Genomic DNA, 20824 nt, shown 5'->3' with positions numbered 1-20824 from the left:
ATCACTCAATAGCCAAGAATGGATCAAGTGCTGAGTGTCACACTTTTTCTGTCAATAGGGGCTTGGTGAACACTTACAAAAATTTGCTTTGTTGAGGTAAGTGGAAATAAGAATGATATTTAGCCCTTTGGCTAAGTTTGGCGGGTTAGGAAAAAGCTGGTACTTACTTATGAGGAATGAGGAAAAGTATTAAAAATGAAGTATCAGTACAAAGACAATGGTTTATGTGAGGGTAGAAGAAACGGGTGATTTGATTCGTTCACGATTAATGATTTAGTATCGAATTGCTGATATTTATTAAGATAAAAAAATCCCTCTCACTTGAGAGGGATTTTTTTTGAGTAAGGACGAATGAATTATTCGACTTCTACGCCGTTTTCTTTGTATAGGCGGCGGCATGCGCGACCATCACTGTGGAACAGGTGACAACGATGAGCTGGAATACCGATCTCGATTTTATCGCCAGTGTCGACTGCAAGCGTGTCAGGCTGACGGAAAATAACGTCGGCGTCCGCACCTTCTAGGTTTAGGTATACTTGAGTTTCGTTACCTAGCTTCTCAACAATCATCACTTCACCGTGAATACTTGCATCAGCTTCAGAAGCGGATAATAGGTGCTCAGGGCGAATGCCTAAAGACATTCGGTCGCCGCGGTTAACTGTTGTACCATCCACCGGAATCCAGAAAGATACGCCGTTAGATAGTTGAACTTTGACGCGCTCTGCTTCTACTTCATCAATGAATACGCTCATGAAGTTCATTTTCGGAGAACCGATAAAGCCAGCTACAAAGCGGTTTTGTGGGTAATGGTAAAGCTCAAGCGGCTTACCAACTTGCGATACATAACCGCCGTCTAGTACAACGATTTTATCTGCCATTGTCATCGCTTCTACCTGATCGTGCGTTACGTAGATCATGGTACAACCAAGTTGGCGTTGTAGCTTAGTAATTTGTGCACGCATGTTTACACGCAGTGCCGCATCCAAGTTTGATAGTGGCTCGTCTAGAAGGAATACATTTGGCTGCGATACTAATGTTCGGCCAATCGCCACACGTTGACGCTGTCCACCAGAAAGTGCTTTTGGTTGGCGCTCAAGCAAGTGGCCTAGTTGTAGGATTTCTGCTGCTTGTTCAACACGCTTGTCGATTTCTGCTTTGTCTGCTTTTGCTAGTTTCAAGCCAAATGACATGTTGTCATATAAGTTAAGGTGCGGGTAAAGAGCGTAAGACTGGAATACCATACCAACACCACGTTTGGATGGTTCGACGTCATTCATGCGCTGGTCACCAATATACAAATCACCTGAAGTAATGTCTTCAAGACCGGCAATACAACGTAAAAGGGTAGATTTACCACAACCTGATGGACCTACGAAAACAACAAATTCACCTTCGTTGATTGTTAGGTCTACGTTCTTAGAAATCAGTACGTCGCCATACGCTTTACAAACATTTTTTAACGTGACACTCGCCATGTAGCTCGTCCTCGATCAATTTTTTATTATTCACCGCTCATCATTATATGAATTATCTAGCGAGCAGTAACAGTAGGAATCGGTAAGTTCTTGCGGTTGGTAAGAAAAGTAGGGTAGCACTTCAATAAAATGTCCTGAATAGAAGTGCTACCCATCATAGCCAAGTACGAGTTTCTCTCCCCCACATTATTCGTATTGTCTCCCCCGTGAAATAATTACCACAAACAACACTAATAATGACATTCCACTCGTCTGGCAATGCAAAACCAGCAAATCTTTTTCCTAATACGTAGGCACTGCTGGGAAAGGGTTCTTACCATCCACTCTTGGATGACTGCAGTTTCTAAGATTGTTCGTAGTGCGACATCCTCCTAATAGAAATAATTGTAGGGGGAGTAGAAAGGGAGGAGTAAAAAAGGAGGAGGAAGAAAGCAGTTGGTCGGAAATCACATTATTGCACCACCTAAAGTTGAAACCGATCACAGGAACTATCCATTTTGTGATTTGAGTCTCTTACCCTTGGCGATTTAGATCACGAAAATACGTCATAATTGTAAGGGCGTAGGGATTAGGAGGATGAGACATATTGGATTATTTCAGATGATATATGTCGAAATACGGCTGAACCTCAATGGACTAGCCCTACATCAAAAATATAAAAAGGATACGAACATGAAAAAGTTAAGCGCTGTAGCACTAGGTACTCTTGTTGCTTTGGGTTCTTTTGGTGCTAATGCTGCCATCGAAGAAGGACAACTTACTATCTGGATCAACGGTGATAAAGGCTACAACGGCCTTGCTGAAGTTGGTAAGAAATTTGAAGAAGACACAGGCATTAAAGTGACTGTGGCTCACCCAGATGGCCTTCAAGACAAATTCCCTCAAACTGCAGCGACTGGCGACGGTCCTGATATCGTATTCTGGGCTCACGACCGTTTCGGTGGTTACGCAGAAGCTGGCCTGCTAGCAGAAATTAAACCTTCTAAGAATATTCAAGAAGGTATCGTTGATTTCGCTTGGGATGCAGTACGTTACGACGGTAAATTGATCGGCTATCCAGTTGCGGTTGAGTCTCTATCTCTAATCTACAACAAAGACCTAGTTCCAAACCCACCAAAGTCTTGGGAAGAGGTTGCAGCATTAGATGCAAAACTTAAAAAAGACGGCAAGTCTGCAATCATGTGGAACCTAAAAGAACCGTACTTCACTTGGCCACTAATGGCTGCTGATGGCGGCTACGCGTTTAAATACACTTCTGAAGGTTACGATGTTAAAGACGCAGGTATCGCGAAAGAAGGCGTTAAAGACGCAATGAGCTTCGTAAAAGGCTTAGTTGACAAAGGCGTAATCTCTGCGGATATGGATTACTCAGTGTCTGAGTCTGCGTTCAACCAAGGCAAAACAGCGATGACGATCAACGGTCCATGGTCTTGGGGCAACATTGAGAAGTCTGGCGTTAACTACGGCGTGACTACGCTACCTAAGTTCCAAGGTCAATCTTCTAAGCCATTCGTTGGTGTTCTAACGGCTGGTATCAGCACTGCGTCTCCAAACAAAGATCTAGCAGTTGAGTTCATTGAGAACTACCTACTAACAAACGATGGCCTACGTATGGTTAACAACGATAAGCCTCTAGGTGCGGTAGCACTTAACTCGTTCCAACGTGAGCTAGATTCAGATACTCGTATCGCAGCAACAATGGACAATGCGATGAACGGCGAAATCATGCCAAATATCCCTCAAATGAACGCATTCTGGGGTGCGGCTAAGAACGCAATCATCAACGTAGTTGACGGTCGTCAAACTGTCGATGCAGCTCTTGCAGATGCAGAAAAACAAATGACTAAATAATTAAGTAAGACCTTTTTAAGGAGGAGGCAACTCCTCCTTACTTTTCTATATTTATTCTATATTCGCTAGCAGGTTCCCTATGCAGTCAGTTCAAGGTACAAATGCTATGACAGCACCAGAAGCCAGCCTTCCGAGCAGCAAAAAAGTGTTCATGAAATGGTCACTTTTAGGCACAGTCGGCATCATCAATGGCTACGCAACAATCCTTATGTATTCTCGCGGTGAGATTGCGTTTGCACTACTTACGCTCATTCTTACCGCTTTAGCGTTGTTCATCTTTGGTAGCAAAAAGACGTACGCACACCGTTACATCTACCCTGGTATAGCAGGGATGATCCTTTTCATTCTTTTTCCTTTGGCGTACACCATAGGTTTGGCGTTTACCAACTATAGCGCGAAAAACCAACTCTCTTTTGATCGCGCTCAGAACGTACTTTTGGACCGAACTTACCAAAGTGGTGATAGCTACCCGTTCACTTTGTATAAAACGGAGCAAGGCCATCAACTTGTGGTTGAAAAAGATGGTGAGCTACTTGCAAGCCCGACTTTTCAGCTTGATAACCTTTCAGCATCGGAGTTTGATCTTTCACCAATTGAAGAAGTAACGGGTGAAAAAGAATCAATCAAGGCGATTGTTAAGAACCGCAGTGCGTTGAGCAGTGTCGATTTACATTTGCCAAGTGGTGATGATATCCGCATGAGTGGGCTGCGCAAATTTGCTGCAGTTGTGCCTTTGTACACATTACAAGAAGATGGTGAAACGCTTTACAACAACCGGACTGAAGAAACGCTACGTCCAAATATGGAAGTAGGTTACTACCAGCCTGTCGATGAAAACGGTCAATTTGTTGGCAGCACAGTGTCACCAGGTTTCGTGGTGAACATTGGTACCCACAACTTTGAGCGTGTTTGGAAAGATGATGGTATCAAAGAGCCGTTTATCAGTATCTTTATCTGGACCATTGTTTTCTCTGCGCTAACCGTATTATTTACGCTTGTTATTGGTCTTGTCCTTGCCAGTGTGGTTCAGTGGGAAGCACTTAAAGGTCGCTCAGTTTACCGTTTGTTGCTAATCCTGCCTTATGCAGTTCCGGCGTTTATTTCTATCTTGATCTTTAAAGGTTTGTTTAACCAAAGCTTTGGTGAGATCAACATGTTGTTGGAAGGCTTATTCGGCATTAGCCCGGCTTGGTTCTCTGATCCGTTCATGGCGAAAACCATGATCTTAATTGTTAACACTTGGCTTGGTTTCCCTTACATGATGATTTTGTGTATGGGCTTACTAAAAGCGATTCCAGACGATTTATATGAAGCATCAGCCATTGATGGTGCGAACTTTGTCACGAACTTCACACGTATCACACTACCAATGATGTTGAAGCCGTTAACACCATTGTTGATCGCGAGTTTTGCATTTAACTTCAACAACTTCGTACTTATCCAGTTGTTGACTGGCGGTGGTCCAAATATGATTGGTACATCAGAGCCTGCGGGTTACACCGACCTACTAGTAAGTTACACCTACCGAATCGCATTCGAAGGTGCTGGCGGTCAAGACTTCGGCCTAGCAAGTGCGGTAGCAACGCTTATCTTCCTATTGGTTGGCGCATTGGCACTTATCAACCTACGCGTAACTAAAGTAGCTCAGGACTAAGGAGAAATTACAATGGCAATGGTACAAGGTAAGTCATTAAAGTATCGTGTTTGGGCTACTCATATTGCAATGTGGGCATTCTTGGCACTGATTATTTTCCCTTTACTGATGATCATCGCGATTTCATTCCGTGAAGGTAACTTTGCAACGGGTAGCCTGATCCCAGACAACCCAACACTTGATCACTGGAAATTGGCATTAGGTTTCTCGGTGACTAATCCAGACGGTACAGTTACACCGCCACCATTCCCAGTAATGACATGGCTGTGGAACTCTGTAAAAGTGGGTGGTATTTCTGCAATCCTAATCGTGGCGCTATCAACCACATCGGCTTACGCGTTTGCTCGTATGAAGTTCAAAGGTAAGAACACCATTCTTAAAGCGATGATGATCTTCCAGATGTTCCCTGCAGTGTTGGCATTGGTTGCTCTGTACGCGTTGTTCGACAAACTGGGTCAGTACATTCCTTTCCTTGGTCTGAACACGCATGGCGGTCTGATCTTCGCTTACTTAGGTGGTATCGCACTGCACGTTTGGACCATTAAAGGCTACTTCGAAAGTATTGACTCGTCTCTAGAAGAAGCGGCGGCTCTTGATGGTGCTACACCATGGCAAGCATTCCGTTTGGTATTGCTGCCACTGTCTGTGCCAATCCTAGCGGTAGTCTTCATCTTGTCGTTCATCATGGTAATTGGTGAAGTTCCTGTAGCGTCACTACTGCTTTCTGATGTAGACTCGTACACACTTGCAGTGGGTATGCAGCAATACCTATATCCACAAAACTACTTGTGGGGTGACTTTGCCGCAGCTGCTGTACTTTCAGCAGTGCCAATCACTGCCGTATTCTTACTTGCGCAGCGCTGGTTGGTTGGTGGTCTAACCGCTGGTGGTGTGAAAGGATAATCTCTTGTGGTCTGAGATTGATAAGAATAACTAGAAAAGGGCGACCACATGGTCGCCCTTATACTTAGCACGGATATTACAATTTTGGTTTGGCCGCCGATCAGTAATATCTTGGCTTTTATTGGCGTTACGCATAGCTGGCTGTTAGCTTAGTTCCTTACGATTCAATCACTAACAGTTTTTGTAACCATAACCTGAGTTTAGACTCAGGTTTTTTTATGCCTGTTAAAGGCAATTTTGCAATAAGTAGATAGAGATTAGCGGCTTTGCAATGGATTACACAGGGCTTGAATAATGCCCTGCGTAGCACTTCACATAAATAACTAGAGCTTAGTAAAAAGCTAAATTGAGGTAGGGAAGGAAGAGATTAAAACTCTCGGCTGGAAGGTGCGCATCCAACGTATTGAAGCAGCGTGTACAAGCTTTCTTGCTGCAGTGCGACGCGACGAAATAGATTAGCAAAGGTAACGTCACCGCCAAAGCAAGTTTGAATGTAATGATTAATTTCTGTTTCGTTATACCCCTCGACGTACATGGTTCTCACCCACTGGTACTCGACCGCTTTTAAATTGGTCAACGTCTCTTCACTTAAGGTCGTTTCTTTTAGTCTCAAGATCCAAACTCTATCCAACTCTAAAATAATGGATGGATTTAAGCAAAGCTAGGTGAAGGATTTATGACAGAGAAGGGCGAGCGTGAAACAAATGGCAAAACCATGATGTTGCTCCACACTCTGGGTCTAGGTAACGTTGAGGTACTTAATAGCGTTCTTAACGGATGCCAGTTACTTGAGGTATTTAACGTGTGCTTCCATTTCTTCCCCAATCTCTTTACGCATGTTCATAAGACGGATAGCGGATTGCTCTAAGGCTTTGTCTTCATCTGACTCTGGAATCCATTTCGGTACATCGGTTGGTTTTCCGTTTTCATCTACAGCAACCATGATAACGATACAGTGAGTGGTGAGTCTGTTTTTCATTTGCTTTGGATCACTAGCTTGCACGTCAATCGCAATGTGCATTGAGCTTCGTCCGGTATAAATGACTTTCGCGCTAACTTCGACTAAGTTGCCGACATGAATCGGAGCAACAAACCGAATGCCGCCAGCATATGCGGTAATGCAATATTTACCACTCCACGCTGCAGAACAGGCGTACGCTGCCAAGTCGATCCATTTCATTACGGCGCCGCCGTGCACTTTTCCGCCAAAATTTACGTCGCTGGGTTCTGCTAAAAAGCGAAGGGTAATGTCTCTTTGACCACTGCTCATCTGTCTTTCCTTGATGGGTTATTGTTTTCCCAATTTAGCAGCAAGATGAATTTTCGGGAATAGCGAATGAAACAAAATTTTAACTTTTATTCGAACGCTGGAAGTGACAAGCCACAGCGTAGTTCTGTGGCTTGGGGTGTAGATGTTAATTGGCGGTAGAGGCAATCTCAGAATTGGATAATGGTTTTCTCTGTCTTACTTTTACTTGCGACAGGATAACGCCAGAGATGACTAACAACCCACCAATAATGTGGTAAGTGTAAATTTTCTCACCAATTAGTGTTGAAGCAAGTATGACGGAAACCACAGGCATTAGGTTCATGAACATAGCACTTGAATCAGCACCAATTGAATCAATCGCTTTGACCCACATCAGCGGCGCGAAAATGGAAGCAGCAATACCAGCATAAGCGATTAATGGTAGCGCGTCTTGGCTTGGTAACAGTTGCTCACTAGAGAGCCAAAGTGGTGTGAGCATCAAAACAGAAAAGAAGCCCTGCATGTAAACCAGAGTCAAACTACTGAATGGCATTTTCCAGCGTTTTAGCAGAACACAATAAGCCGCGTATACCATGGCAGCAACGAGCATTAAGCTGTCACCTTGCGTTAAGTCTTGATGTAAAAAGTAAGTGATATCACCGTGACCAAGCATAAATGCCAAGCCGCCGAGCGAAATGACACCACCGACGATACTTAACATTGATATAGATTTACCGAGCAATGGGACACTTAAAAACACACTGATCAAAGGAACTAAAGAGGTGATCAGGGCCATATTAGAGGCCGTTGTTGTTAAACCGGCATAGTATCCAAGTGACTGGTTGAGAACCATACCAAGTAACGCAAGAAACGCCAACTTAGCTAAGTAAGGTCGAATAATATGTCGTTGTTTGATGATTGCAGGCAGGCAAAATGGCGTTAGGAGTACCATTGCGACAAACCAACGGTAGAAACTCATCGCACTTGGTTCAATGGCGCTCGCAGCCATCTTGTTCACAATTGAGTTACCACCCCAAATCATAACGGTGAAAAACGGAAGTAAATAAATCATGAGAACCCTATAGCACAATTATTGATGGCGCTAGTCTGGCAGGTCTTTATAATAAAAAGTATCTCTTAAAAGACATCGTAAGCGATAGGAAGACAATTTTGAAAAAGAGCGCCAGAAATCTTCACCCCTCCTTATCAATCGATCGTGCGCCATCAGATGTATTTATGAATTTCGAAGCGTTTCTCTCTAATACAGAAACACGAATTCATAGCCACCCTTGGGGGCAAGTGCAACTGATCAGCGGTGGGATTCTGGAGATGGATGCAGAAGACACAAGATTTCTAGCACCTCCACATCTTGCTATTTGGGTTCCCGCCGGAATTCGTCACACTAGCTACAACCGTAAGCCAATCGAATATTGTTCTTTGAATATTGCCCCTGAATTGACGGCGCATTTTCCAACTAAAACGAGCTTGATCAAAGTGACTCCAATCGTGTCATCTATTATTGAGGACTTTCGTCAGCGAGACATTAATGTGGCGCAAACTGATGAAGACAAGCGCTTGGTACAAGTGTTATTGGACCAGCTTGCAAAGCAAGAAGTCGAACATCACTTTTTACCGACTACCGACAATAAGTATCTTGAACCGATTTTAAAAGCAGTAGAAGAATCGCCGACGGATGAGATCAGTTTGGCGGAGTGGGCGGCAAAAGTGCATACCACAGAACGCACGTTAGCGAGACATTGCCAGAGTGAGTTGGGCATGAGCTTTACTGAGTGGCGCTTACGTGTGCGATATTTACATTCTATGGAGTTGCTGCGTAAAGGGCAGACTGTGAAAGAAGTCGCTCTGACGTTAGGTTATAACCAAGCTAGCCCTTTTATCGCGATGTTCAAGAAATACTCCGGCATGACACCGGAGCAATACAAGAATCGATTGTTGTAAAAGTGTAGAGTCTATTTTAAAAAAATTGACAATGCGCTGTATGATGACCGACTCGAAAAGCTGATGGTATTGGAAAGACCTACGTCTATCTTGTGTCAGATTGAGTCAGAATTATAACCTTGAGAATTCGCTTTATTATCATTGCTTTACAACATGCCTGTAAGATTCTTTAGATGATACAATGTGCTAAAGTGACAAAAAACTCAATTGACACCGCTTAGATTTAAGTATTGATTGTTATTAGTTTCTTCAGCCGCCAATTTGTCCCTACTTTTCAAGGAAGTAGAGTTGTACTGTGCAACTATAACTCTTCTACCCTCAATCGTGAGTTCCAATGTGGGTGACCATATATTCTGATCGCGATGCGTCACAATAATCACGGTCGAGTTCAATGTTTGAATATGTTGAGCAATACTTTTTTCGGTTGCTTCGTCTAATGCTGCCGTCGCTTCGTCGAAAATGAGGATTGGCGCCTTTTTAATGAGAGCTCGCGCAATTGCAACTCTCTGTCTTTCACCTCCTGACAACCCTGAGCCTCTTTGTCCTACTGTTTGATGTATTCCTTTAGGAGATGAGTCAATAAGTTTGTCCAATTGTGCGTGTCTTGCAAAGCTCTCAACTTCATAATCACTTGCATTGGGATTACCTAACCGAATGTTATCCGCCAATGTGCCAGTAAAAATGACCGGTTCCTGAGCAACATAGGCTATATGCTGGGTGAGCACGTCATAAGGGATATTCTTTAGATCTATCCCTCCGAGCGAAATAAGACCTTGGTCAGGATCATCAAACCTTAGAAACAGGCCCAGTAAAGTGCTTTTCCCACTGCCACTGACTCCATTGATGACGACGGTATCACCTTGTTTGATCTCCGTGCTAGCATCTTCAAAGAGATCTAAATGGCCCACAAGGTTCAGTTCGAACTTATGGTTTTTGGGGGAGGTTGCAAATTGAGGATTAGGCTCAGGCAGAACAGGGACATTCGTTAACTGAGCGTAATTTTTAATTGAGGATTTTACGTCGTTAATCGCAAAGCCTGCCAACGCGAGTTCACCCAAAGGTGCAGCTGCACGGGTAATCAATATCAATAAAGCCAAGGCTAATAAGGGTTGAGTAATCGGCTCTAAGACGAGATAGATGGCGATACCTGCAAGGGGTAAAATCGTTGCCAATCCTGATACTAAGGTTGCGATAGAAGCGTTACGATTAATAGTTGAATGAGCTTCTTCTTGTGCGTGCCAACTCTGTTCAATACGCTCGATTGAGCGCTCAGGCCCCGCTGTTGAGCGAAGTAACTCAAGGTGATCTATGAGCTCAAGTGTTGATTTAGTCGCTTGAAGCTCTGCGTCATGTCGGTCGCTATCTGAGCGACTTAGGTATCTTTGCGCCTTGTACTGAACGAGCAGTGCAACTAGTAACAATACGGCACTGAGTAGTGCAATTTCACCTCCTCCAACGACCCCAATACCGATAATTAAAAATATGGGTAACATTGGAGCGTGCAAAAATGTTTGTAGCTGATGAGCAGGAATGGCCATAAAGCCAGGTATTCCTCGTTCTGCTAGTTGAGTGAGCTGAGTTCTATGCTGATCATTAAACCAAGCTAACTTTGCTTTACTGAGCGAATGACCTACTGATGAATAAAGATCCCCAGCCAGTTTCGCACCAGAGAGAAATCCAGAACGAGTTACAATAACGGTAACTATCACAGTTAGAACAGCAGCTATTATGACGTTCAATGGTGAAGCTTGTTCGACAATAGATATTGCAAGAAATGTGTAAGCCGTTGCCTCAAATAATGCAACTAGTCCCCAACCTATAGCGACTCGATATAGACGGTGCTTTGCACTTTGTGGAATTGTCGAATTGGAATAGAGGGTATTGTGAGCCGTCATACTTCTTCATCCTGTCGTTGAGCCTTTCTGTTGAGCATCAATGTAGTGTCTGCAAGTTTCGCGAGTTCTGAGTCGTGAGTAATTATGATCAATATCTTGTCTTGTGTTTTCGCAAACTTCGCGAGATTTCTGATCACAGTGAAGGCCGTATTTTTATCGAGAGCACTGGTTGGTTCATCCAGTAATAGAACGTTGGCTTGAGTTAGAAATGTGTTAGCTATTGCGACACGTTGTTGCTCGCCTCCTGAAAGCACGCTTGCATCAGAATTGAGGTCAATCTTTAATTGAGCTTGTTGCAAAGCTTGGTTCAGCTCGTCGTCACTTGAACTTGGCGTTGATAGTTTCAAATTCTGCCTAATGGTAGTTTTGAGTACACCGATATCTTGGGGTACATAGCGTATGGAGGAGTATCGGGATATCTCAGAGAGTTTAGACAGTTGATTGCCTCCTAAGGTAACGAAGCCTGAAAGAGGTGTTTCTTGACCTGCTAATAGACGTAGTAACGTACTTTTGCCTGCTCCGCTAGGCCCCATGATGGCTGTAAATGAACCCCGTGGGAAGTAGTGGGAGAAGTTATCAATAATATTAACGGTTCCATTAGCCACTACGATATTTGATGCTTGTAGTGATAGCGGTTTTTCTCCCGCGCTCAAACTGCCACTTTCTATTTGTGGTTGCTGTAAAAAGTCGCTGATGTTCTTTGCAGCATTCTTTCCTGCGTTAACGTAGTCCAATCCATGGCCAAGCTTCAGTGCGGGTGATACGACGGCCAAACCAAAAAAGAATAGCGACGCCATTGCCACGGGACTTAATTCATAGCCAATGGTATAGGCCATTGCGAAAGTCGAAACCGCTTGAAGTAATGCGGTAGCAATTGCTGCTGGAAGGGCAACGCTACCAACCCATTTCACTATGCCGTGAGTAAAGCGTCTTGTGGCATCATTATAGCTGTCGAGTGCTCCTGCTTGCGTGCCGTAAATTCGATTTACTCGGATACCTCTTGTGTAGTCGTTTACTGCGGTAACGATATCACCCATTATTGTCATGCGCTCTTTGCCATGTTTAGCGGCGAACCTAGGTATAAAGAGTAGGTAGTACAATGATGCAATTAGACCAGGGAGCAGAGTAAGCATCGCTACCGGACCTGTGAGATTCAACATGATAAAAATAGAAGTTGCGGGTACGACAATGAATGTCACGAGTTCTGAAGGCAAATGCGCAACCATGTGGTGAAGCGTGCTGATGTCTTCGGAAACTATGCGACGCAGTTGATTATCACCATATTGAGAGATGGTCTTGCTTGGCAAGCGCGTCAAGTGCTGAGCAACTTGGCGACGTAATCGAGTGGAAAACTGCGACTCGGCATCATGAACTAACCACGAGCCCACTGATGAGGCAAGTGCGCTAGCCGCCCAAAGTCCTATGGCACCGTAAATCCATTGGTTTGCAAATTTATCGATAAGGTTTATCAAGCATAGCAGTGCACCAACTTTTGCCACAGCGGCAAGTGCTTCACAAAACGTTCCCAAAGCAAGCTTCTTAATCGATGGCTTTAAGGCTGGCATTAAGCTAGGCGTAACGTAATGTTGGCTGATTTTACTTATCATATTGTCACCTTATCTAGCCTATCAAGCGAAAATAAGGAGAACGTGGTAGAGCATATTGAGCTCTTATCGTTTTTCATATAAAGCCTATGGAAGTGGACGTTGATGGATTATGTTTTGAATTAACTTTGGCCGTAGGTGTTGCGAGCTCTTTGTCTGCTTGAATGTTGAAGATGAGTACTTCCTTTGATTTGTTGTGAATTTTCATGAACAGCCAAATGGGAGTAAGTCCCCCTTAGAAGGCAGGCTAAAGGGGAGGTGGAGGGATTAGAAATCCGCAGTAGCTGACAGCATCACTGTGCGTGGTGCGCCTAGAGCTAGGTCCGCATAGTGGGTGGTTGTCCAGTAATCTTCATCCAGTACATTGTTTACGCTAAGGCGCCAAACCACGCTTGTTTCAGCAATTTTTGAGTTGTAGCGTGCGCCAAGATCAAGAATAGTCTGTGCAGGTAATGCCTGAGTGTTTTGTGCATCAATGTACTGTTCAGACATATAGTTCGCTTGGCCGATAAGCGTGAGATCACGCATCGCAGGGAGGTTCCATTCTAATGCGAGTTTAGCTTGTAAATCGGGTAGCTTAGTTGCTTGTTTCCCCTCCTCTGTCACATCTGTTGCTTTTGTAATCTCTGCATCTGTATAGGCGATACCACCGATGAGCGTATAGTCCTTTGATAGTGTGCCGTAGAACCCCCATTCAATACCGCGATTGCGCTGTTCACCACCGAAAGAAAAAATGTTGGTATCCGGATCTTGGTACCCATTTGGCTTTTTAATCTCAAATAAACTGAACGTATGAGCAAAGCCGTCCAGGTCAAGCTTCACGCCTGCTTCAGTCTGTTTGGTTTTTTGGGGTTCAAAAGCCTCTCCTGCGTTTGCAGCGCTAGAGCCTGCTGTTTTCCCATTCGTTAAGCCTTCGGTGTAGTTACCATAAAGCGAAACTGAGCTCGAAACTTTGTATAATGCTGCAAGTGCGGGAGTGTAAGTACTTTCCTTAAACTTGGTGGTAGGAAGCGACATTCCGTTCATTATTATTCCAGATTCATAATCAATGCTCTGGTAACGCAAGCCGAGCGTGATTTGATATTTCCCATCAACAAAAGATAACGTATCGGCAATGCCATAGCTGACCTGAGTTGAATCGATAGGTAAACCATAGTAGTTGTCGTAAACTGAATTTTCTGGTCCCCAAACAGGATCATAAATATTCGAGTTCCAAGGGGCTGGATTATTATTACCTGTTGGAGAATCATTTTTATCTTCTCTAAAGTAAGTACTATTCAGTACAAGGTGGTGTTCTACTGGGCCAGTGTCAAAGTTGCTACGAACACCTATCTCACCTGAAGTCCGTTTGTTCTCAAGCTTAACTGATCCGAGAGATACCTCTAGGTTACCCTCGTTATCGATGATTTTGATTCGTTGCGGTACATTTGAATGAAAATCTGTACGGCTACCACCCAATGCGCTGTATACAGTTACAGAGTCACTAACGCTTAGCTCCCCGCGAATCATCATCCCTTTATCTTCGCTATCATTGTAGGCCCAACTTGGCGTCAATAATGTGTCAGATGGAGGAGGTGATGGGATTTTGAGACCAGAAGCGATGCTTAACCCACGGTTTGCACCTTCAACTCGCTCTGTACTGTAGTAAAAATCTGCTTCAAGGAAAGCAATGTCATTACGCCAATCAAGGCTTAATGATGCAAGTTGAGTTTTGTTGCTTTGGTTGTTTATCGCGGTGTCTCCATCTTTAAATGCACCGTTGAAACGAATACCAAATTCTTCATTTGTACCAAAGCGACGTCCAATATCGATATGTCCTCCGAATTGAGTGTCCGATAAGTAGCTGCCGGTGAAAGATGTGATTGGTGTTTCTTGTGCTCTTTTTGTCACTAAGTTGATGGTGCCACCAACAGATCCATTCGGTGGCATACCGTTGAGCAAAGAAGCAGGACCTTTAAGTACATCAATACGTTGATACATTTCAGGAGAGGTTCGGTAATAAGGAGCGATACCATACAATCCATTAAACATAACGTCGCTAATGTCTGAGTTGAAACCTCTTATTTTGAAACTTTCTTTGTTTAAGCCGGTTTCACCGCTGGTGAAAACAGAGGGATCAGAAGCTGAGATTACATCTGAGATATCGCGTGCTTGTTGGTCTTGAATGTGTTTTTCTGTGTATCCAATCGTATTGAAAGGCGTTTCCATGAAGTTTTTGTCGCCAAGCATTCCTATATTACTCGCGTGAGAAACTTTGCCAGCGGCATAAACTCTGTTTGCTTCACCATAAACTGTCATTGATTCATCTACGACTTCTTCAGCTTGAGCGATACTAATTGGTACGACAAAAGTACTAAATTGAAGTGAAATAAAGAGGGCGATATGACATGGGCTTGGTTTGTTTTTCTGTGAAGAGTCCATCGCTATCTGATGATAGTCATGAGTCATTATAGATTCCTTTTCTTTGTTTGGGCTAGCTCACATCCGTTCTGACGTCGATTGAGTGTTGAATTACTTAAGATCCAACTCATTGTTATTAGATTTAGCTTTGGTAACCTTTTAGGATGTCTTCAATTATGATTTTCAGAGATGTGATGCTTGCTGAAGTGATGTACCAAGCATCGGCATCAACAAAAACGACGTTGTCGTTTTTCCATGCTTTGGTTTGACGGAGTAGTGGGTTTGCTAAGTGTTCCGCATCAATGACAGGCTTTCCTTCCATTACTGCTGTTCGATCAATGATGTAAAGAATGTCTGGATCAGCTTGGCTAATGAACTCGCTAGAAATTGGCTGACCATGCAAACCTGTCTCCACTTTTTCACTCGCTGGTTTTACCCCCAGAACATCGAAAACGAAGCCATAACGAGACTCAACGCCAAATGAGCTGAAAGCACCATTGTTATGCATGACAACCAAAGCTTTTTCAGAACGCTCTTTCGTAACAGCGCGCACTTCTGCGACTTTTGCATCGATTTCGGCAACTTTCTGTTGGGCTAGCTCCTGCTTTTCAAAGATCTCACCAAGCTCTACAAGGTGTTTCTTAATGGTATCGACGTGATGGTCACGACTATTACGGTAGTTGATGTCAAAATGTAAAGTCGGAGCGAGTTGAGAGAGTTCTTCATACTGATTCGCATGTAGCGGAGTCATCAATACGAGATCTGGTTTTAGGGCATAGATCTTTTCCATATTAGGCTGAACTATCGCACCAAGATCCGCTATCTCAGGTGTGTCTTTGTATTTCGCTAGAAAGTGAGGAACAAAGTCTTTCACCATTCCTGAGATTGGAACATTTAGCTGATCTAAAAAGTCCACTTCGTTCATATCTAATGCTGCCACTCGTTGAGGGCGATGAGAAATAGTAGTTGCTCCGAGATTGTGTTCAATCACGATGAGCTTTTCTAATGGCTGAGTATCTTCAATTTTAGTTATTTCCGGCTCGCAACCTGATAAGGTTCCTAGAGCGCAGCAAGCAAGCGCGATACTCAAACGTAGGGGGCTATTAAACATGGGGTATTTCCTTTTTGTCAGTGAGTTGTCTTTAAACAGGCGAGTAACAGTTTTCATATTTGGCTTCTTGTTCTTATCGTGATGGCTAGGAAATATCCCCCACAAAGGACATTCACCAAAATAGAGACGGTGGTTTTAAAGTTAAATAAGTGCTCTACCAGAAGTTGACCAGACAAGAACATGACAATTGCAATAGCACAAGCAACGAGCAATATGTGTCTGTAGTTCGGTGCGCTAGTAACGGAATAAGCAATATTGGCAATAAAAATTCCCATAAAAGCCGTTGGGCCAATCAAGCTCGTCGAAATTGCTACTAAAATGGCGATTACAGCAAAGAACTTTGGTACATATTGCTTATCATTTAGTCCTAATGACATCGCTTGGTCTCGACCTAGACCTATCACATCTAGCTCGCGTGACCATCTGTTAGCAAAGAGTGCCAAAACGCTTAACGCAATACTGGAAAAAAGTAACGTAGAAGGTTTCGCTCGCTCAAACGAGGTATAGCTGAGCCCTTGAAGGATAGAGAATTCTCCAGGGCTTATTCTGAGCTGGATAAATTGAGCAAGAGTTGTCAGCACCATTGTCAAAACAAAGCCAATCAGCAGAACTTGGTGCATGTCATGTTTAAATCTATTGAGTACCCAAGATTGAATCGCTAAGGAATACAACAGAATGAGTATTGCAGAGACAGCGAAATTACCGACAACACCTAATGTAGCAATGCCAGAAGTGCCCCCTAGTAATAAGAGTAGGGTTTGCCAAACCAGATAAACCGACTCATATCCCATAATGGATGGCGTAAGAATACGATTACCAGCTAAAGCTTGGAAAATAACAGCAGAGATGGCCACGCAGCTGCCCCCAATAACTATGGCACCAAGTTTAATCAGCCTCTTAGGGATGACGTAATCAAAATCCCACCCAGAGCTTGTAAAGATAAAGGCGATAGACAGTATGCAAACGAGTATAATGCTCACTCGCATGTTTGAGTAATGTGATCTCATACTCGTGCTCCTTTCAAAAGAAACACAAGAAACATGACTCCCCCGATAGCACTGGCTGTTAATCCAATTGGGACTTCAAAAGGAAAGGCAACAACTCTGCCTATGACATCGCAAAAAATAAGTAACGAAGCGCCGCCTAGTGCAACGATTGGTAGGGTGTTTTTAAGGTGATCGCCATATTTTAGTGCGACTAGGTTAGGTATGACTAAACCGATAAAATGAATGGCACCTACGGTCACCACTGTTATAGCAACTGTCACGGAAACTAGCATTAGACCCAAGGCGGCAGTGAACGCAATATTAATTCCTAAGTTGGACGCAACATCTTCGCCCATTCCCATCACAGTAAACTTATGTGCATATAAGTAAGTCAGTAGGGTGATGGGTAAAATCAAGAAAATTATTTCATAGTGTTCTTGGACCACTTTGGAGAAACCTCCCATTAACCAACCGGACATACTCTGTAAGATGTTGTTTTGATAAGCATAAAACTCCGCTATAGCACTTAGTACACTACCAAACATAAGCCCAATCACAGGTATTAACGCAGAGTTACTGAATTTAATTTTTCGTACGATGGCAATGTAGATAAGGCCAGCGGCGAAGCAAAATAGTACGGCGAAGAGCATACGTTCAAGCTTGTCTGAGGATGGAAGCATGACGATAGATACCAAAATACCGAGCTTTGCCGCATCGATACCGCCTGTGGTGCCCGGCTCAACAAAACGATTTCTAACAATATGTTGAAGAATAACACCACATATTGCGAGACCAGATCCGGTAAGAATTAGTGCGATTAGCCTTGGTAATCTGCTAGCAGTAATCGGTAGCCAAGCTTTGTCATCCATGGTCAGCAATAACGACCAATCTAGTTGGTTTGCGCCGACGAAAATTGAAGTTAAGCACAGTATAAAAAACAGGCTTACTACGTGAATACTCATACAGAATCTGCCCCAAAATAAAGTGAGTTTCTCTTAACTTATGACTTGGGGATGGAATACGAATAATGAATATCTATTCGCATATAGGTTCTAAATTCCAACAAAACATAACCAAGTTATTTTTTATAAACATTAAGGTCACAATCCAGCCCTCAAAGTATCACTAGGCCATACCTAAAAATTCAACGTGCTGATTTGGCTTTAAAACTGGATTAACTAGCAAAAGAAAAGTGCCGCTTTCAATGCAAAGAGAAAGAGGTTCTCGATTTAAAATTAAAATACAAATGATAATTATTTTCATTATATCTTTGTTTTTTCGGTTAAGCAATGAAGTTCATATGTGTTTCTCTAAAAAGATCAATCGCGTATAAAAAACAAGGCAATGGCTAATGCATGTGCTTTTGGGTAAGTGATTAAAAAATAAAGCCAAAGAGCATTAAGCTTTCTTATTGTTTAAGGATGTTTTTCGCTTCAGAAGCTCGTTGGTTGAGGTTTGATTTAAATGGTATGACGATAGTTTGTTCAGGAAGAGGAGTTAGTAGTGACGATGATGTCTAGATGTCGTTTGTATTTTAGGATTTATTAGATACCGCATTAAAATAGCGTCATAAAGTCGTGATGCTTCGCATCTTCAGTGTTAGCGATGTTAATGCGGTAATTTCTAATAAACTAGCGGATTAATGTCTCAACTTGCTTTTGGAGCAAAGTAAAGCTGATTCACAATTCAAAGACATCGTCAGTTGCTTTATTGTTAACCTGTGTTATTCGAGCTTACTTAGTACGTAATTCAAACCACCAACTACGGCTGCAACCTGTGCATCGTTGCATTCTTCGTCGGTCACCGTTGGGCTGTCTGGGTACACTTCCGTTGTCGTGCCGTAAACGCAATTTGTTACGCCGCCACACAGGCCCAGTTTTACCATTGGGTAGTTGATAACGCCAAACTGTACGACGGGTGAACCAATGATTTCGCCGTTTTCATCTGCTGGTGCAATGTGAGTCACTTTTGCAACTGACTCAATGACCGCTTTTTGGAAGTCAGGCTGAGGGTTTTCACTATCTCCCACCGTGTAAAAGCCATCTGGGATCATACCTTCAATGTACTCAATACCATCACGAGCAGCTAAGGCTGGACGGAACTCAGTTTCGTCAGAATCTGTCGTTTCATGTAGATCAATGTGCATTAACACATCGCCTAAAGTTGCAACTAGCTTTATGAGGTTAGCGGACTCTTCGGCAGGGCTATCCTTATAGAAAGAGCGGTTTGGATCAATCGCGTTTGGATTCCAGCGGTTGATCACCTCGTAACCCCAAGGGCTTACGCAGGGTGCAACGACAATATTGAAATGCTCTGCATAGCGTTCTGCTTCTGTTTCTACAAACTTTAATGCGCCATGTACACCGCTGGTTTCGTAACCGTGCACGCCGCCTGTGACCAACACAACAGGCTTAGTTGAATCCCAATTGCGTGTTTTGATACAAAACAGAGGGAAGCGTGCCTCGTTGTATGAGAGCGCACCATATTGTTCAACATCAAAACGCTCGCGTAGGGCATCGATTTTACTGACGACTTCATCTTGGTAGCTACGTTTTACTTCTTGCGTTGCTAACCAAGCTTTACGTTCTTCTTCGTTCCAAGGTTGGCCAGGAGTACCGATCGGGTAAATGTATCCACTTTTCATCTATACTTTTTCTTTTGACTGCTGAAAGGTATCACAAGACTAGACCTGTCTTATCTTTACAGCAATATAAAACACCATTTGGGGTGGTATTCTTTGCAAAATCATCACTTTGATGAGTGATTCATTGGTGTTACATTTTGTTACTTACTCAATTTCATATAAGAGACAAAAAATGGCTGGAGCAAGTTTACTCACACTGTTGGACGATATTGCCACGGTGCTTGATGATGTCGCCTTAATGTCAAAAATGGCGGCAAAGAAAACCGCAGGTGTGTTGGGAGATGATCTAGCGTTAAACGCTCAACAAGTGTCTGGTGTTGCATCTGAGCGAGAGATTCCAGTGGTTTGGGCGGTTGCAAAAGGCTCATTCAAAAATAAATTGATTTTAGTTCCTTCAGCTTTACTTATTAGCGCGATTATTCCATGGCTTATCATGCCATTATTGCTAATTGGCGGCTTATTTCTCTGCTTTGAAGGGACAGAGAAAGTACTTGAGAAAGTGTTTCCTCACTCGCATCCGCACGAAGAAGAAGATGAGCTAGTTAATACTGGCGAGTCGATAGAAGAGTATGAAAAGCGTAAAGTTTCTGGTGCGATTCGGACAGACTTTATCCTTTCAGCAGAAATCATCGTGATTGCGTTAGGTACCGTGACAGGAGCCAGTCTTGTTACGCAAATTTTAGTTGTCAGTTTAATTGCAGTGATTATGACGGTTGGAGTTTATGGACTAGTCGCTGGGATTGTGAAGCTAGATGATTTAGGCCTTTACCTTGAAAGTCGCTCAAACGGTAAAGGTTGGGTAGCGAAAGTCGGAGGGGCCTTGGTCGCTTTTGCACCAAAGTTGATGAAGTTGTTAACCATTGTAGGAACTGCTGCGATGTTTTTGGTGGGTGGAGGAATTGTGGTGCACAACGTGCCAGCCATTCATCACTTTGTAGAGCCGATTATTATGAACTTTAGTGGTCATTCGGTTGCTACAGCCATTTTGCCTATTTTACTGAACGGTATTATCGGCTTTGTGGCGGGGTTGGTTGTGGTTGCGGTATGGACGATGGTTGAAAAGCTTCGTGGTCAATAATCACATCTAAAACAT

General features: G+C 43.3%; 16 protein-coding genes. 5 read left to right on the top strand and 11 right to left on the bottom strand.

The features are described 5' to 3' along the window. Positions 1-356: 356 nt before the first annotated feature. Positions 357-1475: a maltose/maltodextrin ABC transporter ATP-binding protein MalK gene (gene malK / locus R7Z50_RS10660; protein ID WP_005375271.1), complete on the bottom strand. Its 1119-nt coding sequence runs from the start codon at positions 1473-1475 to the stop codon at positions 357-359. Between the two features lie 672 nt (positions 1476-2147). On the opposite strand from malK, the gene malE reads away from it, so the two are divergent. From malE to malG, 3 genes are all read left to right on the top strand, one after another. Then, a complete protein-coding gene (malE, locus tag R7Z50_RS10655; RefSeq protein ID WP_005375272.1) occupies positions 2148-3326 on the top strand; it encodes a maltose/maltodextrin ABC transporter substrate-binding protein MalE in 1179 nt (392 codons plus the stop codon). 79 nt (positions 3327-3405) lie between these two features. Beyond that, positions 3406-4980 (top strand): maltose ABC transporter permease MalF, encoded by a 1575-nt coding sequence (gene malF / locus R7Z50_RS10650; protein WP_005375273.1) that lies wholly within the window; start codon positions 3406-3408, stop codon positions 4978-4980. Positions 4981-4992: 12 nt separating this feature from the next. Next, a complete protein-coding gene (malG, locus tag R7Z50_RS10645) occupies positions 4993-5883 on the top strand; it encodes a maltose ABC transporter permease MalG (protein ID WP_005375275.1) in 891 nt (296 codons plus the stop codon). A gap of 367 nt (positions 5884-6250) precedes the next feature. Here malG and R7Z50_RS10640 read toward each other — a convergent pair whose 3' ends face one another. The 3 genes from R7Z50_RS10640 to R7Z50_RS10630 form a co-directional block, all read right to left on the bottom strand. Beyond that, positions 6251-6496 carry a hypothetical protein gene (locus R7Z50_RS10640; protein ID WP_005375277.1) on the bottom strand — a complete coding sequence of 82 codons (246 nt, stop codon included), beginning with the start codon at positions 6494-6496 and terminating at the stop codon, positions 6251-6253. Between the two features lie 171 nt (positions 6497-6667). Continuing rightward, positions 6668-7153, bottom strand: coding sequence for an acyl-CoA thioesterase (locus tag R7Z50_RS10635; RefSeq protein ID WP_005375279.1), 486 nt, complete (start codon positions 7151-7153; stop codon positions 6668-6670). A 145-nt stretch (positions 7154-7298) separates the two neighbouring features. Further along, positions 7299-8204 carry a DMT family transporter gene (locus tag R7Z50_RS10630; protein WP_318149066.1) on the bottom strand — a complete coding sequence of 302 codons (906 nt, stop codon included), beginning with the start codon at positions 8202-8204 and terminating at the stop codon, positions 7299-7301. A 98-nt stretch (positions 8205-8302) separates the two neighbouring features. Between R7Z50_RS10630 and R7Z50_RS10625 the strand changes: the two genes are divergently transcribed. After that, positions 8303-9091, top strand: a complete 789-nt coding sequence (locus R7Z50_RS10625) for an AraC family transcriptional regulator (RefSeq protein WP_005385013.1) — start codon at positions 8303-8305, stop codon at positions 9089-9091. 203 nt (positions 9092-9294) lie between these two features. Here the strand turns inward: R7Z50_RS10625 and R7Z50_RS10620 are convergent, their stop codons facing one another. The 7 genes from R7Z50_RS10620 to R7Z50_RS10590 all read right to left on the bottom strand — a co-directional run bounded on the left by R7Z50_RS10620 (position 9295) and on the right by R7Z50_RS10590 (position 19731). Beyond that, positions 9295-10986, bottom strand: a complete 1692-nt coding sequence (locus R7Z50_RS10620; protein WP_017821247.1) for an ABC transporter ATP-binding protein — start codon at positions 10984-10986, stop codon at positions 9295-9297. Then, a complete protein-coding gene (locus R7Z50_RS10615) occupies positions 10983-12593 on the bottom strand; it encodes an ABC transporter ATP-binding protein (RefSeq protein ID WP_318149065.1) in 1611 nt (536 codons plus the stop codon). Before R7Z50_RS10615 ends, R7Z50_RS10620 begins: the two co-directional genes overlap by 4 nt. 264 nt (positions 12594-12857) lie before the next feature. Further along, positions 12858-15038, bottom strand: coding sequence for a TonB-dependent receptor (locus R7Z50_RS10610; protein ID WP_085569339.1), 2181 nt, complete (start codon positions 15036-15038; stop codon positions 12858-12860). Positions 15039-15132: 94 nt separating this feature from the next. Continuing rightward, positions 15133-16101: a siderophore ABC transporter substrate-binding protein gene (locus R7Z50_RS10605; RefSeq protein ID WP_053307880.1), complete on the bottom strand. Its 969-nt coding sequence runs from the start codon at positions 16099-16101 to the stop codon at positions 15133-15135. Between the two features lie 53 nt (positions 16102-16154). Further along, the gene (locus R7Z50_RS10600) at positions 16155-17108 is read right to left on the bottom strand and encodes an iron chelate uptake ABC transporter family permease subunit (RefSeq protein ID WP_053307879.1); all 954 of its coding nucleotides are present in this window, start codon (positions 17106-17108) and stop codon (positions 16155-16157) included. Further along, positions 17105-18049, bottom strand: a complete 945-nt coding sequence (locus R7Z50_RS10595; RefSeq protein ID WP_318149064.1) for an iron ABC transporter permease — start codon at positions 18047-18049, stop codon at positions 17105-17107. Before R7Z50_RS10595 ends, R7Z50_RS10600 begins: the two co-directional genes overlap by 4 nt. Positions 18050-18810: 761 nt before the next feature. Beyond that, positions 18811-19731 (bottom strand): M14 family metallocarboxypeptidase, encoded by a 921-nt coding sequence (locus R7Z50_RS10590; protein ID WP_005375292.1) that lies wholly within the window; start codon positions 19729-19731, stop codon positions 18811-18813. Positions 19732-19903: 172 nt separating this feature from the next. On the opposite strand from R7Z50_RS10590, the gene R7Z50_RS10585 reads away from it, so the two are divergent. Continuing rightward, positions 19904-20809, top strand: coding sequence for a DUF808 domain-containing protein (locus tag R7Z50_RS10585; RefSeq protein WP_065275435.1), 906 nt, complete (start codon positions 19904-19906; stop codon positions 20807-20809). Positions 20810-20824 lie beyond the last annotated feature (15 nt).

The organism is Vibrio sp. 1249-1 (assembly GCF_033340495.1).
Note: the sequence above shows the minus strand (reverse complement) of the source record. Positions and strands in the feature narration are given on the sequence as shown.

Coding starts and splice junctions, on each gene's coding strand:
- R7Z50_RS10595 (WP_318149064.1), bottom strand. CDS start 18,049: ATGAGTATTCACGTAGTAAGCCTGTTTTTTATACTGTGCTTAACTTCA.
- malK (WP_005375271.1), bottom strand. CDS start 1,475: ATGGCGAGTGTCACGTTAAAAAATGTTTGTAAAGCGTATGGCGACGTA.
- R7Z50_RS10635 (WP_005375279.1), bottom strand. CDS start 7,153: ATGAGCAGTGGTCAAAGAGACATTACCCTTCGCTTTTTAGCAGAACCC.
- R7Z50_RS10590 (WP_005375292.1), bottom strand. CDS start 19,731: ATGAAAAGTGGATACATTTACCCGATCGGTACTCCTGGCCAACCTTGG.
- malG (WP_005375275.1), top strand. CDS start 4,993: ATGGCAATGGTACAAGGTAAGTCATTAAAGTATCGTGTTTGGGCTACT.
- malE (WP_005375272.1), top strand. CDS start 2,148: ATGAAAAAGTTAAGCGCTGTAGCACTAGGTACTCTTGTTGCTTTGGGT.
- R7Z50_RS10620 (WP_017821247.1), bottom strand. CDS start 10,986: ATGACGGCTCACAATACCCTCTATTCCAATTCGACAATTCCACAAAGT.
- R7Z50_RS10585 (WP_065275435.1), top strand. CDS start 19,904: ATGGCTGGAGCAAGTTTACTCACACTGTTGGACGATATTGCCACGGTG.
- malF (WP_005375273.1), top strand. CDS start 3,406: ATGCAGTCAGTTCAAGGTACAAATGCTATGACAGCACCAGAAGCCAGC.
- R7Z50_RS10630 (WP_318149066.1), bottom strand. CDS start 8,204: ATGATTTATTTACTTCCGTTTTTCACCGTTATGATTTGGGGTGGTAAC.
- R7Z50_RS10605 (WP_053307880.1), bottom strand. CDS start 16,101: ATGTTTAATAGCCCCCTACGTTTGAGTATCGCGCTTGCTTGCTGCGCT.
- R7Z50_RS10600 (WP_053307879.1), bottom strand. CDS start 17,108: ATGAGATCACATTACTCAAACATGCGAGTGAGCATTATACTCGTTTGC.
- R7Z50_RS10610 (WP_085569339.1), bottom strand. CDS start 15,038: ATGACTCATGACTATCATCAGATAGCGATGGACTCTTCACAGAAAAAC.
- R7Z50_RS10615 (WP_318149065.1), bottom strand. CDS start 12,593: ATGATAAGTAAAATCAGCCAACATTACGTTACGCCTAGCTTAATGCCA.